15 protein-coding genes and 1 pseudogene are annotated in these 16,651 nt (G+C 56.7%); 12 read left to right on the forward strand and 4 right to left on the reverse strand.

All coding sequences use genetic code 11. The annotated features are described in order from the left end of the window. A partial coding sequence (locus Harman_RS19435) for a transposase (RefSeq protein ID WP_137685352.1) occupies nucleotides 1-125 on the reverse strand: 125 nt, incomplete at its 3' end. Nucleotides 126-315: 190 nt separating this feature from the next. Here Harman_RS19435 and Harman_RS19440 point away from each other — a divergent pair. Then, entirely contained in the window at nucleotides 316-1,401 is a 1,086-nt protein-coding gene (locus Harman_RS19440; protein ID WP_137685353.1) for a Gfo/Idh/MocA family protein, read from the forward strand. A gap of 3 nt (nucleotides 1,402-1,404) precedes the next feature. Here Harman_RS19440 and Harman_RS19445 read toward each other — a convergent pair. Then, nucleotides 1,405-2,041: pseudogene (locus tag Harman_RS19445) on the reverse strand (IS6 family transposase). Between the two features lie 267 nt (nucleotides 2,042-2,308). Here Harman_RS19445 and Harman_RS19450 point away from each other — a divergent pair. The 9 genes from Harman_RS19450 (at nucleotide 2,309) to Harman_RS19490 (ending at nucleotide 13,921) form a co-directional block, all read left to right on the forward strand. Further along, nucleotides 2,309-3,328, forward strand: coding sequence for an IS110 family transposase (locus Harman_RS19450; RefSeq protein WP_137685354.1), 1,020 nt, complete (start codon nucleotides 2,309-2,311; stop codon nucleotides 3,326-3,328). 266 nt (nucleotides 3,329-3,594) lie between these two features. Beyond that, nucleotides 3,595-4,389, forward strand: a complete 795-nt coding sequence (locus tag Harman_RS19455) for an IclR family transcriptional regulator (RefSeq protein WP_137685355.1) — start codon at nucleotides 3,595-3,597, stop codon at nucleotides 4,387-4,389. 342 nt (nucleotides 4,390-4,731) lie between these two features. Beyond that, nucleotides 4,732-7,182, forward strand: coding sequence for a beta-mannosidase (locus Harman_RS19460; protein ID WP_137685356.1), 2,451 nt, complete (start codon nucleotides 4,732-4,734; stop codon nucleotides 7,180-7,182). 466 nt (nucleotides 7,183-7,648) lie between these two features. Continuing rightward, the gene (locus Harman_RS19465) at nucleotides 7,649-9,397 is read left to right on the forward strand and encodes an ABC transporter substrate-binding protein (protein WP_235007275.1); all 1,749 of its coding nucleotides are present in this window, start codon (nucleotides 7,649-7,651) and stop codon (nucleotides 9,395-9,397) included. Between the two features lie 80 nt (nucleotides 9,398-9,477). Then, nucleotides 9,478-10,476 carry an ABC transporter permease gene (locus tag Harman_RS19470; RefSeq protein ID WP_137685358.1) on the forward strand — a complete coding sequence of 333 codons (999 nt, stop codon included), beginning with the start codon at nucleotides 9,478-9,480 and terminating at the stop codon, nucleotides 10,474-10,476. Next, nucleotides 10,463-11,497 carry an ABC transporter permease gene (locus Harman_RS19475; protein WP_137685359.1) on the forward strand — a complete coding sequence of 345 codons (1,035 nt, stop codon included), beginning with the start codon at nucleotides 10,463-10,465 and terminating at the stop codon, nucleotides 11,495-11,497. The genes Harman_RS19470 and Harman_RS19475 overlap by 14 nt, the downstream gene beginning before the upstream one ends. Continuing rightward, the gene (locus tag Harman_RS19480; protein ID WP_137685360.1) at nucleotides 11,497-12,573 is read left to right on the forward strand and encodes an ABC transporter ATP-binding protein; all 1,077 of its coding nucleotides are present in this window, start codon (nucleotides 11,497-11,499) and stop codon (nucleotides 12,571-12,573) included. Before Harman_RS19475 ends, Harman_RS19480 begins: the two co-directional genes overlap by 1 nt. Beyond that, nucleotides 12,570-13,619: an ABC transporter ATP-binding protein gene (locus tag Harman_RS19485; RefSeq protein WP_137685361.1), complete on the forward strand. Its 1,050-nt coding sequence runs from the start codon at nucleotides 12,570-12,572 to the stop codon at nucleotides 13,617-13,619. Before Harman_RS19480 ends, Harman_RS19485 begins: the two co-directional genes overlap by 4 nt. A gap of 59 nt (nucleotides 13,620-13,678) precedes the next feature. Next, a complete protein-coding gene (locus Harman_RS19490) occupies nucleotides 13,679-13,921 on the forward strand; it encodes a hypothetical protein (protein ID WP_137685362.1) in 243 nt (80 codons plus the stop codon). Between the two features lies 1 nt (nucleotide 13,922). Here the strand turns inward: Harman_RS19490 and Harman_RS19495 are convergent, their stop codons facing one another. Further along, entirely contained in the window at nucleotides 13,923-14,837 is a 915-nt protein-coding gene (locus tag Harman_RS19495) for a HEAT repeat domain-containing protein (protein ID WP_137685363.1), read from the reverse strand. Between the two features lie 146 nt (nucleotides 14,838-14,983). Between Harman_RS19495 and Harman_RS19500 the strand changes: the two genes are divergently transcribed. Both Harman_RS19500 and Harman_RS19505 read left to right on the forward strand, forming a co-directional pair. After that, a complete protein-coding gene (locus Harman_RS19500) occupies nucleotides 14,984-15,349 on the forward strand; it encodes a hypothetical protein (protein ID WP_137685364.1) in 366 nt (121 codons plus the stop codon). A 63-nt stretch (nucleotides 15,350-15,412) separates the two neighbouring features. Continuing rightward, on the forward strand, nucleotides 15,413-15,871 hold the full coding sequence (locus Harman_RS19505) for a universal stress protein (RefSeq protein ID WP_160140717.1): 459 nt from the start codon (nucleotides 15,413-15,415) through the stop codon (nucleotides 15,869-15,871). Between the two features lie 12 nt (nucleotides 15,872-15,883). On the opposite strand, the gene Harman_RS19510 is transcribed toward Harman_RS19505, so the two are convergent. Further along, nucleotides 15,884-16,615 (reverse strand): sugar phosphate isomerase/epimerase family protein, encoded by a 732-nt coding sequence (locus Harman_RS19510; protein WP_137685366.1) that lies wholly within the window; start codon nucleotides 16,613-16,615, stop codon nucleotides 15,884-15,886. Nucleotides 16,616-16,651: the final 36 nt, after the last annotated feature.

Consider the following 16,651-nt stretch of genomic DNA (forward strand, 5'->3'; position numbering starts at 1 on the left):
TAGCTGCCGTTTCTGACCGTCCGGTCAGAACGGCAGCGAGGACAGGTAACACCGTCACGCCAGCGAACCTGTTCCAGCAGGTCCGCTGCGACCGATTCCGACCCAAACACATCTAGCGGAATCATTCGTGTCGGGCACCGCTGGCGCGGTGCCCTTGTCCTCTTCGACTCCATAGCTACCGCTTAGCAGTATCAACAATCTCCTACGCAAGAGCGTATTTCTATAGGTATGCAATTTTCCGCGCAGTAGATATCGAAACTGTACCCGACCACCGAAGCATCATTATTAAGAAAAGAGCCTCGATATCACTTATCAATGGTTAACAATCAACTGAATATTGGTATTGTAGGGCTTGGATCCCACGGGAAGAACCACGTTACGATGTTACAAGAGATGGGCCATCAGGTACGTGGTGTCGATGCGAATCCTGAGAACCGCTTTGAATTCGAACAAAAATTCGATGGAGAGACGTACGAAACCCCCTCTGAATTGTACAATAGCGGTATTGATGCAGTAATAATCTCGACACCGAACAAATTTCACGAAGGTGCAACTGTTGATGCCCTGAAAAACGGTCTCGACGTGATGCTTGAAAAGCCGTTAGCTCACGACGTGGCCTCGGCCGAGAGGATTGCCAATACTGCAAAAACGACAGGGAACATCTGTCTCGTTGGGTATCATCACCGTTACCGCAATATCTGTCAGGTGACTCGATCGTATATTGAGCAGGATTATCTCGGTGAGGTCACGCATATCAATGCCAAATACATTCGTCGGCGTGGTGTCCCTGGACGGGGAACGTGGTTCACCTCTCGAGAAATCGCAGGCGGTGGTGCCTTGATAGATATCGGTGCTCACCTCGTGGATATGTTGCTGTTCCTCGCTGGGCGACCTACCCTGGAGAAGGTTATGGCAGTGGCTCGGTCGGATTTCGGCCAACACGACGACTATTCGTACCTCCACATGTGGGGTGAAGACGACGAGGCCCGGATGTATGATGTTGAAGACTCTGTAACGGCTTTCTGTTCGTTCGAAAACGGGCTGACGGCCAGTATCGAAGTTGCGTGGGCAGCGAACGATACTGCGACACACTCATATAAGATCCGTGGAACAGAGGCCGGCGCGTATCTTGATATCACAAATTCGCTTGAGGAGGTCGACCCAGTAGTCGACGTTCGTAACGAGTTGGAACTCTACGAGGCACGCTCGGGCGGAAGCGACCACTTCGTAAACTCTGAGGTCATTGCACCGCTCAATAACCCGTATCGAGAGGAACTCGAGACGTTCCTCTCGGCGGTTCGTTCTGGAGAGCGGCCTGCACAGAACAATGTCGAGCAAGCATTACAGGTGCAGCAAGTGATCGACCGACTCTACGATGCGAGCGGTCAGGGAGGAGGGTAGTGTTTAGTTTGGAGCATTGTGCCAGCGAGCGAAACTCTGGGGCCAATTTTCAGCTGTCTTCGGTTCGACGTGACTGAAACAGTTTGAAAATGAAGAGGTACGGCGTTTTACTTCTCTGAATATATGTTCGACAGCATTTCGATTTCCGTGACGTTCTGTCTGAAATCGGAGCCCGGCTCGTTGCAGTGCCGCTCGGAGGTGTTTTGCGCCATCGACGAGAAAAAACGGCGGTTTCGACATCATGTTTTTGTTGCAGTTCTTTGAGAAATATCTCGGTAAGAGCGGTTGTAGTGGTCGAAAACAACCGCAAATGGAGAATTTCGTTTGTCTGTGGATTTGCAGCGGCGTACAGCCAGAACTGCTGGTCGTTGATTCGAATCACCGTTTCGCCAACCGCAATCTGATTCGGATTTTTACCGCTGACTGGCTGTAGATCGGCTTTCTGCACCCAATCGTGGACTGCTTTGCGAGACCGCTGGACACCCAAATTATCAAGAACAGAGATTGTATTCGAAAGTGACAGTCCAGCCACGTGCATCTGAATACCGAGCTTCATCGCGCGCTCGGGTGTCCGCTCGCGCTTCACAAAACCCAAATCTATCCAGTCGCTACTACCGCTGAGGCGGGCAATTTCTGCCATAGACCAGCAAGAAATTCTCCCGCCTCGCTTTTCACGCTTAACTGACTCGATGGAAATTCTGCTATCCCATGAGAACGTGGAACAAGATATGGGACGCAAGAGACCGATTCGTGTTTCGTGCCAGCGAGCACGTTTAACTGACTGGTCCAAGTGCGTAGGAAGCCGAGGCTTGGGCGTGACAGCCCGGATGCCGCGCCACGCGGCATCCGGGAAAGCCCGAATAGGTGAATCTCTGTTCCACGCACTGACGTCCCGGAGTGAGAATCAATGTATCTTGGAATTGACGTTCACAAGCGAGACGCACAGGTGGCAGTAATCGACGAGGCCGGTGAGATCGTCGAAGAGGTTCGCGTCGCGAACGCGAACCTCGACGACCTCGCCCAGCGGTACGCTGGTGCCGAGGCCGTCATCGAAGCGACCACCAATTACTACCACATCCACGATATGCTGTCGGAGCATTTGGATGTGACTGTTGCTCACCCTGGCAAACTCTCGCTGATCGCAAACGCAGACAAGAAGACTGATCGCGTCGACGCAAAGGAGTTGGCGCGGATGGGCCGGTTGAATTCAGTGCCGGAGAGTTACGTCCCGACCGACGAGATTAGGGAAGCCCGCGCACTCGTGCGCGGGCGACAGAAGTTGGTAGAGAATCGTACCGACTACGCCAACAAGATCCACGGGTTGTTGTCCGAACACGGAATCACGCAGGAAATCAAGCCGCTGAGTGTGTCGGGGCGAGAGTCCCTTCGGGATCTCTCGCTCCCGACGCCATGGGACTCGTTGCTAGAGTCATATCTCGAAGTGATCGAGACACTCACTGAAGAGATCGAGACACTCACTGAAGAGATCGAGAGTCTCGAAGAAACGATTGAAGAGCGCGCTGGGTCTCTTGAGGAGACCCAGCTACTGATGACGATTCCCGGTGTGAGCTACTATTCAGCACTGATGATCTACGGTGAAGTCGGCGAAATAGAACGGTTTGACCGGGACAAAGAAGTCGTGAGTTACGCTGGATTGAACCCGGTGATCCGCAAGTCAGGCGACTCGCGGATCGAGGGTGGCATCTCGAAACGTGGCTCACGGCAGTTACGTTGGATCCTCGTCCAGTGTGCACGGACAGCCGTTCATACGTGTAAAGACGCGTATCTGAAACGGTTCTACGATCGATTAGCGGGAAAGAAAGGGTCACAGAAAGCAATTGTCGCAACTGCTCGCAAGTTGCTGGTGTCGATCTTCCACATGCTCAACCGAGAGGAGGTGTATGATCCCCCAGGTGTGAGTGCCTGACCGCCGCCGGTCCGGCGGCGGTCAGTGGCCGAGTTGCAGGCCGCACCAGCTACAGCTACCGCACACGATGTCTCCAGCCTGCCGTTGATGAAGAATAGTACCAGCTTGCAGTCCACCGATTTTCTTGCTTTCTCGTTCAATCAGCTTGGCGGTCCAAAATACTATGTCGTCAACGGTGGTTTGTTCAGGTAGCAGAATTTCCATAGGTAAACACGACGCGGGGAGGAGATGCAAAAACTAAATAGCCACACACCATGGTAGTGAGTATGACAAACTCCTCAGGAAAGAGAGAACGTAAAACCATCCAGTCGGTGGAGACCGCTCTTGAAATTCTTGAGGTCATCCGCGAAAAAGAGATCGCGGGTGTTACTGAAATCGCGGACGAGTTCGGTCGCTCAAAGAGCACGGTACACCACTACCTCGCTACGTTGGAGGAACACGGGTACTTGGAACGATCCGATGGAAAGTACCAACTCGGTCTCAGATTTCTGACGCTGGGCGGGAAAGTTCGCGAACAGGAGCAGTTGTATCACCTTGGGAAAAGCGATGTTGACAAGCTTGCACGAGAGACTGGGGAGAAAGCTCGTCTCATCGTCGAGCGAGATGGGTATGGTATCACCTTGTACCAGTCGTCCGGAAACGCGATCGAAGATACCCCGACGCACGTCGGTAGCATCGAGGAACTGTACTGTACGGCAGCCGGGAAAGCATTCCTTGCAGAACTCCCTGATGAAGAGGTTTCGACGTATCTCGGCGAGAAAACGATGCACGCGTACACGCAGAATACGATCACGGACCCCGAGGAACTACGCGATCAGTTAGAGGCGATTCGATCTCGGGGGATTGCCTTCGACGACGAAGAACGATACGACGGGATCAGATGTGTCGCTTCATCGATCGTCTCGAGTGACGATACGCTACTCGGGGCGTTGAGTGTCTCTGCACCGGTGGATCGGGTGTCCGATGAGCGATTTCGCTCTGAGATACCCGATCTCCTGCAGAACATTGTCGGTGTCGTGGAAATCAATACGACGTATTCCCGGTGGGAAGATATGTTTTGATATCAGCTGTAGCTCTTTGCGCTCAAGCTCGGCGATAGCACTGTAGATAACACGAGTACACACGTTAGTACCGTGGCGGAGATCACACTTTTTCGAGAAGTGGGGTGGCTAAGCCGAAACTGGGTTTCCTATAATGAAACAGTTTTCCGAAGATCCGCGCTCGTGAATCGCACTCCGCTTCCTTACTGGTCCTGAATGGGGTTCGTTGTGCGAGACCTCAGCGAATAATGAACAACTGCAGGCACGATTTATAGGGGTTTCCTCATCTCAAACGCACTGTCGACCGTCACTTCCGTGCTGTTCACCGGTACTATTATAAAGGACTACATACAGTGCAGAGGTATGCAAGTCCAGTCACTGACGGGACAGTGGCGGTTTCGCCGCTCTGAAGAGGAACCTTGGAACACGGGCACGGTCCCCGGTGGGATCTACACCGATCTTCTAGAAAACGAAGCGATTCCCGACCCGTACGATGAGGATAACGAACTCGACATCCAGTGGGTTGGGAAATCCGATTGGACGTACCGACGGACGTTCGATGTTGATCAGGCGCTGCTATCTCACGACCGGATTCAGCTGCACTGCGATGGGCTCGACACCGTTACGACCGTGCGCGTGAACGGGGAAGTCGTCGGAGAAACAGAAAATATGCATCGTGTCTACGAATTCGATGTCACCGGAGAACTTCAAGAGGGTGAGAACACGATAGAGGTACGCTTCGACTCTCCGGTTAAGTACGGGATCAACCGAGCGGATGCCTACGATTACGACGTACCCGCACTCCGATACCCCGTCGACCAGCCCGCACGTAGCCACATTCGAAAGGCACAGTGCCACTATGGGTGGGACTGGGGGCCGTGTCTCCCGACTGTCGGGATTTATCGAGACATCCGTCTGGTCGGCTTTTCGGGCCCTCGAATCACTCACACACGGACGAAGCAGGAGCATTTTGATCAGGCTGTTGCTCTCGGCGTCTCGGTGGGTATCGAGTCGACAGCTACGACCGATGGGACTCTTTCGGTCTCGATTGCGGGGACAGAAGTAGCGGAGTCCATTGCAATTACCAGCGGAGAAGAAGAGTACGAAGTGACGGCTACGGTCGAAGATCCCGACCTCTGGTGGCCGAATGGCTACGGCGACCAACCGCTGTACGACCTCGAGGTTGCGGTAGAGACCGACGAAACCACGCACGTAGAAACAGACCGAATCGGATTCCGTGAGATGTCGGTCGTTCGTGAACCACTGAACGAGTCAGACGATGGCGAGGGATTCCGGTTTGAGGTGAACGGGACACCGGTCTACGCGAAGGGTGCGAATTGGATACCGACGGACGCACTCTATGGCCGCGTGACGGACGAACGATTCGAGGACCTCCTCGGTTCGGCTGTCGACGCGAATATGAACATGATTCGCGTGTGGGGGGGCGGATATTACGAGTACGAGCGGTTCTATGAGGTCTGTGACGAACTCGGTCTGTTGGTCTGGCAGGATTTCATGTTCGCGTGTGCACTGTATCCTTCCGACGAACGGTTCTTAGACTCTGTAGAGAACGAAGTGAGGGACCAGATCCGGCGGCTTGGGAATCACCCGTCAATCGCACTTTGGTGTGGGAACAACGAAGTGGAAGAAGGTGTCAAAAACTGGTTCGCTGAACACGACCATCACGAGGAACTGGCTGACGGGTTTGAACAACTGTTCCTGGACCGGATTGCGACTGTCGTCGAGGCTGAAGACCCGAGTCGGACATACTGGCCAGGATCGCCCTCGTCGGGTGATGAGGAGCCCGAACCATATCGTACGGATGTTGGAGACATCCACTACTGGGACGTCTGGCATAAAGGCGCACCCTTCTCGGAGTACGAAGAGACCGAACCGCGATTCGTTTCGGAGTTCGGGTATCAGTCGTTTCCTTCCGTAGAACTGCTTCGTTCTGTTATCCCGGCTGACCAACTTAATCCGACCGCGCCTCTCATGGAGCATCACCAGCGGAATGAAGGCGGAAATGCGAGAATCCTTAGCCGAATGGCCGACCACTTTCGGGTCCCGTTCGACTTCGAGAACTTCGTCTATCTCAGCCAGGTCCAGCAGGGAATGGCGATGCAAACTGCGATCGAACATTGGCGACGGCTTAAGCCCTACTGCATGGGAGCACTGTACTGGCAACTCAACGATCTCTGGCCGTGTGCGTCGTGGTCGTCGATCGAATATGGCGGCGATTGGAAGGTGTTACAGTACGTTGCTCGGCGTATATTCGCCCCTGCGCTCGTCACGACGACGGAGACGGACGAGGGACTCGAAATCTGGATTGTAAGCGATGAGACCGAGTCGATAGAGGGAACGTTGAATGTGCGCTGGGAGTCACTTACCGGCGAAGTCATCGAGACTGAGCAGGTATCTGTTTCCATTGACCCACAGGAGAGTACGCGAGTCGTGACGGTTGACCCTGAGACCGTGATCGGCGAACGATACGCCGAGGCGTACCTGTGTGCCGATCTCGAGAGCCCTGTTGAATCGTATCCCAGTTACGATTTCTTCGAACCATACAAACACCTCGATCTCTGCCAGCCGTCCTTTGATATCACCGTCGATGGCACAACGCTCACGATTAGCGCAGACTGTATGGCGCTCTTTGTACAGCTCACGCTACCAGGTACGGACGGGAACTTCTCTGACAACTATTTCCACCTCCCTGCCGGGGAGGAGCGGCGGATAACCTTCGATTCGAACGAGACCATCACTGGAGATGAACTCAAGCAGGCGCTCTCGATTAGACACCTCCGGGCGACGTACTAAGTGGTATGTTTGCATGAGTCGTATAGAAATGTTTAAATAGAACTCTTCCAATGTCAGGACTGACGGGGAATACAACAGCAAGGCTATGCTGTGTCATCGATATCTGCTCGCACTGACGGCCGCTTTCGATCGGTCTGTCGTGCGACGTTTCGTCAGTCGAAGCTCCCCTTCGTGCCACCGTCAGAAGGGACGTCAGTCACACCAACGTGGTCATGGGACTTCCCGTCCGTCCCCGTCCGGACAACTGTCCTCACCACTTGCCTGACCTGTGCTCTCTGTGGGCCGTGTTCAGGGCTCTGTAGTGTTCGCTGAGTGGTCCTCACCCAATGTCGATAAACAATAATTTCCATAGTTTTATATGTCATCAGCGTAACCGTCTTGATGAGCAATGTCCGAAAATAAAAGCGCGGAATATAGTGACAAACTTGACCGACGAAAGTTCGTCTCACTCGTGGGGGGAACTGGCGTGGCCGCTCTCGCCGGATGTGGCGGGAGCAGCAGCGGTAGCGACGGAAGCGATGGAGCGAATGGCACGTCCGGCTCCGGGGATCAGGTCGCTGACGTTACCCATGTCGGATACACGAACCAGGTGCCAACACAGATCCAGTACAACCCGAGCAATCCGACCAGCTACGCGCAGATCTCTCAATACCTCCTCTTCGATCGGTTCGCGAATTTCAATTTTTCGCGCGGGGGGTTCGTTCCGTATCTGATTCAGGACTGGGAACTGCAGAACGACCAGAACCGATTCGTGCTGACACTTCGCGAGGGCGTGACCTGGGAAGACGGCGATAGTGTCACCGCCGCTGACGTCGCGACGCAACTACGCCTCTCGATGCTGTCCGGGGGTGCCATCGCTCGGTACACTGACGACATCATCACCGAAGACGAACAGACGGTCGTCCTCAATCTGAGTACGCAAGTCAACCCACGAATCATCGAGTTCAACGTCCTGGGTCAGCGGTTCATGACCCAGAAGCAGGAAATTTTCCAGAAGTACGTCGACAAATTCGACGGCGACGAGGAAGCGGCCGCAAAGCAACTGCGCTCGTTCAAGTATACCGATGTGGTCGCGAGCGGGCCGTTTACGCTCGAAGAACAGGCCAATCAGCAGCTCCTCTTGAGTCGACGGGATGACCATCCCGATTCAGAGAACATCAATTTCCAGAACTACTCGTTCCGGTATCTCGACGGCAACACGGCAGTCCACCAAGCGATCGGTGCGATGAATGTCGACTCCGTCTTTAGCGTCTTCGCACCGCCGAATGTGGTCGAGAGCTTCTCCGACGCAGTGCAGATGGAGACAGTCCCTTCGAAGTGGGGATACGGCCTCGTCCCGAACCACAACCACGAACACGCGGGTGACCGGGCAGTCAGACAGGCGATCGCACATGTCCTCGATCGAAAAACTATCGTCCAGAACGTCGGTCACACGCTGAAAAAAGTGCCACCCATTCCTGTCGGAATCCCGTCTGACGATCAGAAGCGGTGGCTTGAGGACGCCTATAGCGACTTTGAAGATTACGGTCCGGAGTCCATGCAGACTGAGAAAGCGGCACAGATACTCCGAGAGGCGGGCTACTCCAAGCAGAACGGGACATGGGTCGACAGTGACGGTACCGCGGTCAAGTTGCCCGTCACTGTTCCCTCCGGGTGGAGCGACTGGATTACGGCGACCCAGACGATCGTCGATCAGTTCAACGAGTTCGGATTCGACGCCTCCGTGGACTCACGGAACTTCAGTTCGCTACTCGGAACCGCGTGGCCCAACAGTGATTTCGTCCTCTCTGCAGGAGGGTGGCTCCCGGGTGGCGGCCGTGCCGCGTTCCCGTACTTCTCGCTTCAACACCAGTTGATCGAGAACTTCCGTGGATTCACTTACAACTATGGCCCGGCCGCGTCGTCGCGCGGTGGGACCCAGTCTGACGTAACCGTTCCCTCTCGTACCGGTTCTGGTTCGATGACGACGAATCCAAACGAGCGGCTCACCACGCTCTCCGAGACAGTCGACGAACAGAAGACTCGGGATATCATCGTCGAGCAGGCGTGGGTCACGAACGTCGACCTGCCGATGATCCCGGTTATGGAGAAACAGGAGCAGACGTTCTTGACGACGGACCAGTGGGACGTCCCGGAGCAGAACGCGGTGGTCTCGCAGGTCCGGTGGGCCTGCACGTGGCTTCCCCGACAGGGTGAGCTGAAGTACTCCGGTTGAACTCGCGTCGCGATCTACTCAGCGGGTTACACGGTTACAGAACCAAAACAATTATTTAATAGGTTATAGAACCCAACGCTATGAACAGTTACTTCGTCAAACGGACGGGTCGAGCCATCCTCACCATCTGGTTGGTGATGACGCTCACGTTCGGGATGATCCGGCTCATCCCGGGCGGCCCGATTGAGATGCTTCGGGCTCGGTTGATACGACAGGGTGTTGACCCGTCCCGTATCGACGCGATCGTACAGACATACAAACAAGATCCCACTCCAGTGTACGTCGAGTACTACGAATACGTCACGTCGCTGCTGTCCGGGAACATGGGACAGTCGTTCTACTATCAGGAGCCGGTGTCGGCGCTCATCGTCGACGCACTTCCGTGGACCGTGTTCGTCATGGTCACGGCTACGATCCTCCTGTTCGTGATCGCGATCCTTCTTGGTGCTTTGATGGCCTATCACGAAGGCACGGCATTCGACACTGCTGCCAGTAGTGCGTCGATCCTGCTCTCGTCGATTCCGTTCTACGTCCTCGCCATCGGGTTCGTCGTCGTTCTGTCCTATCAGTTCGGTCTGTTCCCGGCTCGGTACCGGATGAGTCCCGGCGTGGAACCCGGATTCACAGTACAGTTCCTCTCGAACGCGATCTACCACGCTGCACTCCCCATCGCGTCAGTCGTGCTGACCCAAGCAGGGTTGCAAGCGCTCGCCATGCGTGGGAACAGTATCCAGGTACTCGGTGAAGATTTCGTCCGTGTTGCCCGTCTTCGAGGGCTCTCGGACCGGCGGATCGCCGTACGCTACGTCGGTCGGAACGCGATCCTTCCGATGTACACCGGGTTCCTGACGCTCATCGGATTCAATATCGGGGGCTCGGTTATCCTCGAACAAGTGTTCACGTATCCCGGTATCGGATACTACATGTATCAAGCGCTAATCAACCGAGACTACGCGCTGATGATGGGCGTCTTTCTCATCATCACGACGACGCTGGTCGTCTCGGTGTATATCGCGGACCTGACTTACGGGCTAATCGACCCGCGCGTTCAATCGGGTGGTCAAAGTGAAGCATACTGAATCAGATTCGACGACGAGCAACGAGTTCGAATTCGGAACGACGAGCTCCGACGTTGAGGTGACGACCAGCGAACGGCTCCGCGACATCTACGAGGAGTTTGTCTACAAGCCCGGACTCGTCGCGTGGGACGACCGCCGAACCCGAATCGGGTCGATCATTCTGTTCGCGTACGTCCTGATCGGGACCGTGGGTGTCTGGCTCTACGAGGCTCCGGCCACGAACCAGGACCCGCGGAGCCTCCAGCCCTTCGAACAGTTCTTCGTCGCACCCCTCGGAACCACCGGATCGGGCGAGGACGTGCTCGCGATGGCCATCCACGCCACGCCGGCAATGCTTATTATGGTCCTCGCCGGCGGCGTGTTCGCGACCGGATTTGCGGTCCTCATCGGCACCGTCGCCGGCTACAAGGGCGGTGCTACTGATCGTCTCTTGACCACGTTCTCTGACATCGCCATGTCAATCCCCGGACTGCCGCTCATCATGGTCGTCGCCATTATTCTCTCGCCAGAGAACCCTGCGGTCATCGGAGTGATAATAACGATCAACTACTGGGCGGGGCTCGCTCGCTCCATCAGGTCTCAGGTCCTGGCGATCCGGGAGCACTCGTACGTCGAAGCCTCCCGCACGATGGGGACCGGAACGACGCGTATCATCGTGAAAGATATCATCCCGAACATCATGCCGTACGTGCTGGTCAACTTCGCCAACGCCGCTCGATACGTCATCTTCGCCGCGGTCGGGCTGTACTACCTCGGAGTGTTACCCACTTCCGTCTCCAACTGGGGAATTCAACTCAACAACGCCTACAAGCAGGCCGGTGCACTCAGCGGTGGCGGAACGTTCTACCAACTGCTCGTTCCGATGGCGTTCATCATGTTCATCGCTCTGGCGTTCATCTTGCTGGCACAGGGAATGGATCGGGTGTTTAATCCGCGCGTCCGGACTCGGATGGCGGGAGAGTCGAAGTCCGAATCTGACGACGATACCGACACAGCCGCGCCAACGGAGGTGATGAACTGATGACGCAGTCACACGACCAGCACACGGAGCACATCGCAGTTGACGATCCGATTATCGAAGTCAGGGACGCGTCGGTCACGTACGACGAGGGGACCTCGTACGTCCTTGACGGCGTCTCGCTCGACCTCGGTCGCGGAGAGATACTCGGCGTGGTCGGAGAGAGCGGATCTGGGAAATCGATGCTGGCTTCGGCATTGCTCGATGCCGTCCCGGATCCGGGCCTCCTCAGTGGAACGATCGAGTACCATCCCGACAGCGGAGCCGCCACTGACATCCTCGAACTCGACACCGAGGACCTCCGCGCGCTACGGTGGGAGGAGATATCGATGGTCTTCCAGGGTGCGATGAGTTCGTTCAATCCGACGATGAGTCTCCGGAAGCACTTCGTCGAGACGCTGGAAGCACACGACGAAGACGTGGAGGCGGGGATGGACCGAGCTCACGAACTGCTCGAGGATCTCTATCTCGAACCCGACCGGGTGCTCTCGTCGTATCCCCACGAACTCAGTGGCGGAATGCAACAACGGGCGCTGATTGCGCTGAGCCTGGTGTTGGAACCCGAAGTCCTCGTGATGGACGAGCCGACGGCGGCACTGGACCTTCTGATGCAGCGGTCCATCCTGCTTCTCCTCGACGACCTCAAGGAGAAGTACGACCTCACGATGCTGTTCATCACGCACGACCTCCCACTCGTCGCTGCACTCGCTGATCGGATGGCGATCATGTACGCCTTCCGCCTCATAGAGATCGGACAGACTGAGGAAATCATCAATCACGCTGCTCACCCGTACACGCGTGCATTGCTTAACTCGACACCCAACCTTGATGCACCACTCGAAGAGATGCGCCCGATCGAGGGACAGAGTCCAGCACCGATCAATATGCCAGACGGCTGTGCGTACCATCCCCGGTGTCCGCTGGCGGAAGACCAGTGCCGTACCGAAGTGCCAGATTTCCACATCGTTGCGGGAGACCACGGTTCGGCGTGTTTCAACTGGCGCGAATCCTACGACGAGATTGAACTCGTGCATCTTGACGATGGCGAACGGGCGATCCCAGAAGGTGATCGACAATGAGTGAGCCCGTCATCTCGCTGGAAAACGTGGAGGTGCACTTCGAGAACGAGCGGCTCTTGGACTTCGGGAACGACCCCGAAACGGTCCGAGCAGTCGACGGCGTCTCCGTGGACGTAGAGGAGAACGACGTCCTGTCACTGGTCGGTGAGAGTGGCTGTGGGAAGACAACGCTCGGGAAGACCGCCATTGGTCTCCAGCGTCCGACACACGGTTCGGTCAAGTACCGCGGGCACGACATCTGGGAGATTCGAGAAGGGAACAGCGACGCAGATCTCGAGTGGTCGGATATCCGAACGTCGCTCCAGATCATCCACCAGGACCCCGGCAGTGCGCTCAACCCGAACCGACGATTACTGTCGATCCTCTCGGAACCGCTCCGACAGGTGAATCCCGATCTCAGCAAGAGCGAGAAGCGAAGCCGTATCTACTCGCTGCTCGAACGCGTGGGGATGAATCCCGCTGCGGACTTCGCAGACCGATATCCACACCAGCTATCGGGCGGCGAGAAACAGCGGGTCGCGCTCTGTCGGGCGCTTCTGATGAACCCGGACGTGATCCTCGCTGACGAAGCCATCAGCGCGCTGGACGTGTCTCTTCGAGTCGAGATGATGGACATGATGCTTGACTTGCAAGCGGAGTTCGACACCTCGTTCGTGTTCATCTCTCACGACCTTTCGAACGCCAGGTACTTCTCCTCACACGGTAACGGGAAAATCGGCGTGATGTATCTCGGTCAGCTCGCCGAGATAGGGCCCGCAGAGCAGGTCATCAACGAGCCCCAACATCCGTATACCGAGGTTCTTCGATGGGCCACACCGGACCTCTCGCTTGACGATCACGGCGAGATGCCGATGCGGAAAATAGACATCCCGGACCCGATCAACCCGCCGAGCGGCTGCCGGTTCCACACCCGCTGCCCGAAAGCACGCGAAGCCTGTACCCGGGCCAATCCGACGGCCTACGAACACGGCGAACAGCGGGTCGCCTGCTTCCGTGAGGACGACACCCACGAGTACTGGGACAGTCCGGAATTGACCGACGACTGAGCCGACTTCCGTTCCGGCCTACGAGAACGTTTATTATCACACTTCGTGTGCTATAACGCATGGTCAATATCGAGAAATTCTGGTCAGTGATATGCGACTACGAGGGGCTCTTGCGGCTCGTGCTCACGTTCCTCGTCTTCATGCTGCTGCTGACATTCCTGACACTCCTCTTTGGCACACCGGGCACCGGATCGTTCGTTATCGCCGTCGTCAATCTCGTCTTGATTCTTCTTTTCGGCAGCGTCGTCGGGGTGCTCTACGTCGGGTGTATCCGTCGCGAAACGCGCGGCAGGAAAGAGTAGACTACTCGGACTGCTCGCGGAGCCAGTCTTCGGTCTCAGCGGCGAGGGTTCGGAGTTCCGGTGGTGCGTCTTCGTCCGTCGCGACAGTTCGGACGGCAGGTATAGCTTCGCTGTCCCCCACGTATCCGAGCGCACGCAGTAGTTGTGCACGGATCGCGTCGTCGTGTTCCCATGTCAAGAGTTGGTCGCTGAGAGCGGTGGCCGCGTCGCTGACGCCAGCGACGTCTGCCCGTGTGAGGGACGCGATGCAGTTCGCTACTGCCCCAACGACGGCAGCGTCGTCGTCGTTCAGTAGCGAGAGTAGTGGGTCGACGTGCTCGGCGACCGATTCGGGCTCGATAGCAGTAACCTCCTCCAGGACCATCGCCGCAACTGTTCGCGCGACGAATTGCCGACGCTCCTCGTCTTGCGAGATACTCTGGTGCAGTTCGAACACCTCGGGATCTTCGAGTGGGGCCGCGTCGAAGCCGGCCGTCGGGTCCGAGACGTCCCGTTCGACCACATCGAGCAGCTGGTCGGCGTGACCGACGAACAGTGTGGGGTCCTCGACAGCGAGCGCTCGAACCGGTATCGCGGCGACCGACCTGACGAGCGGGACGTCATCGGACAACAACTCGAGAAGGGGCGCAATGGCCGGTGTCACCGAGTCCGCGGACTCGGCAGCGATGGATGCGAGCGCAGACGAGAGTTCACGGTTTACGACAACGCGCTCGTCGCCGAGCACGGAGGCGATTGTCGGAACCAACGGTTCGACGAAGGACGGATCCTTCGCGGCTAACGTGGCCGTGAGCTTCGCCGCATGGGTCCGGCGACGGTTCTTGGTCGCACTGAGCGCCTCACCGAGGGCGTCACGGTCGACCGCTTCAGGGCGAACCATCTCGGGATCGAGTGAGGCAAGCGCCGTACTCTCGGTCATATGTTGTACACGGTTTTCAAGCCCGATATACGTACCGGTCACCTCCGTAGCGAGGACGGTGTACCGATAGTAGCCACTGGCCCTGCGGGAACGGTCGGGTATCGAGGGAAGAATACCTTGATATGTGTAGAATCGAACTAGCTGGTATGGCTACGGAGTCAGTGAGGATCGCTGTCGACGGTGAGACGGTTTCGCTCGTCGACGACGGCTCTCGTATCGATGTCGGTACCCTGACCGACTTGCACAGAGCTCTCGGTGGGGAGACGTATACGATCACCTACACCGACGAGGCCGCTGCTACGGCGTGGTCTCAGGCAGATTCGGGCGGGAAATATCAGTTCGAGGTGGCAGACGTGATTGATGGGTTCCCGCTCACGGAGCCCTTCGCCGAGCCAGTGGTAGACGCGTCGATGGAGGGCGACAACGAGGACGTTCCGGAGCGAACGGCAGCGCTCGCTCGCGTACTGCGTGAAATCTGGGATGCGAAGGGGAACGCGAAAGAGCTGCGATAGTCGCTTTCCTGACATTTCGAGAGTGCCAATACACTTATGTGGCGACCCGACGACAAGCACGATGTGAATCGCGGATTAGTGAGCCTGAGAGAGACTAGTACGCATCGAGCACTGCTCGAAGAAGCAGTGAGTTACGCTGACGGAACTGGTGCCGACCTCGTCTTACTCTGGCATCTCGACGAGGAGGAATACGACGCCGATGTCGAGCAACTGGAATCTATCGGACGCGTCGAAAATGTCGATTACGACCACTCGTCGGTCGTCGAAGGGGCAGCAGCGGACGCGAAATCGTTCGCAGAACCGCTGATAGCTGAGACCGGCATTGACGTTCATATCGCAGTCTCCGTCGACAATGCGGAAACTCGGGGAGAGCGGATTCTCGACACAGCGAACGAGCAGGGCTGTGACCACGTCTTCGTCGTCGGTGCATCACGCTCGCCGACTGGGAAAGCGATATTTGGCGATATCGCCCAGAAGGTCGCACTCCGGTTCGATGGGTTCACGACGATGGTGACTACGTGAACCGAACCGCGGTCAGTAGTAGTTCGCAACGACCGACGCGGCGTGCGTGAGCGTGTCGTAGCTGTTTGGCTCGCCCTCTGCCTCGTAGATGAGCCACTCGAGGTCGAGGTCGTGGACGGCCGCTGCGAGTTTATCGAGATCTAAATCTCCTTCACCGACGGTTACGGTCTCACCAGCGCTCTCATCGAAGTCTTTGAGGTGGACGATTTCGATTCGGTCGCCGAAGGTTTCCAGTATCCGAAGCGGGTCGTAGCCTGCTGCACCGGCCCATCCGACGTCTACCTGGAATCGAACGGTTTCGGTCAGGTCACGCAGCGTCTCGACAGCCGGGCCGTCGTCGAGGCCGGTAAACTCTTGATCGTGATTGTGGTAGTGCAGAGTGATCCCGTGGTTTGAGAGTCTCTCGGCGGCATCGTCAAGCCGCTGGGCGACCTCCGCGACGCGGTCGCGACTCTCGAAGTGTTCCGGATCGAGCCACGGTACAGCGACGTGTTCACACCCCAGTCGCCGATACGTGGTGGCCATCCCCTCTGGGTCGACTTCAATTTCGTCCAGCCCGACGTGTGCACCCGCCGACTGGAGCCCCGTTCGCTCGAGTGCCCTTCGGGCTTGATCGACGGTGCCACCGTTGATCCCGGCGAATTCGACGCCCTCAAACGGTGTCTCACTGACTCGTTCGAGAACGGTCGGTAGTGTATCGTCGATAGCGTTGAGACTGTACAGCTGGAAGCCAAGTTTCGTCATGCGACTCTGTGTGGACCGGCTCGTCTTATAACAGTT

The organism is Haloarcula mannanilytica (assembly GCF_005406125.1).
Lineage (GTDB): Archaea > Halobacteriota > Halobacteria > Halobacteriales > Haloarculaceae > Haloarcula > Haloarcula mannanilytica.

Excerpts from the sequence above, each read along its gene's own strand:
- Harman_RS19510 (WP_137685366.1), bottom strand. The coding sequence starts at position 16,615 with ATGACGAAACTTGGCTTCCAGCTGTACAGTCTCAACGCTATCGACGAT.
- Harman_RS19440 (WP_137685353.1), top strand. The coding sequence starts at position 316 with ATGGTTAACAATCAACTGAATATTGGTATTGTAGGGCTTGGATCCCAC.
- Harman_RS19500 (WP_137685364.1), top strand. The coding sequence starts at position 14,984 with ATGGCTACGGAGTCAGTGAGGATCGCTGTCGACGGTGAGACGGTTTCG.
- Harman_RS19485 (WP_137685361.1), top strand. The coding sequence starts at position 12,570 with ATGAGTGAGCCCGTCATCTCGCTGGAAAACGTGGAGGTGCACTTCGAG.
- Harman_RS19450 (WP_137685354.1), top strand. The coding sequence starts at position 2,309 with ATGTATCTTGGAATTGACGTTCACAAGCGAGACGCACAGGTGGCAGTA.
- Harman_RS19470 (WP_137685358.1), top strand. The coding sequence starts at position 9,478 with ATGAACAGTTACTTCGTCAAACGGACGGGTCGAGCCATCCTCACCATC.
- Harman_RS19455 (WP_137685355.1), top strand. The coding sequence starts at position 3,595 with ATGACAAACTCCTCAGGAAAGAGAGAACGTAAAACCATCCAGTCGGTG.
- Harman_RS19480 (WP_137685360.1), top strand. The coding sequence starts at position 11,497 with ATGACGCAGTCACACGACCAGCACACGGAGCACATCGCAGTTGACGAT.
- Harman_RS19490 (WP_137685362.1), top strand. The coding sequence starts at position 13,679 with ATGGTCAATATCGAGAAATTCTGGTCAGTGATATGCGACTACGAGGGG.
- Harman_RS19460 (WP_137685356.1), top strand. The coding sequence starts at position 4,732 with ATGCAAGTCCAGTCACTGACGGGACAGTGGCGGTTTCGCCGCTCTGAA.
- Harman_RS19495 (WP_137685363.1), bottom strand. The coding sequence starts at position 14,837 with ATGACCGAGAGTACGGCGCTTGCCTCACTCGATCCCGAGATGGTTCGC.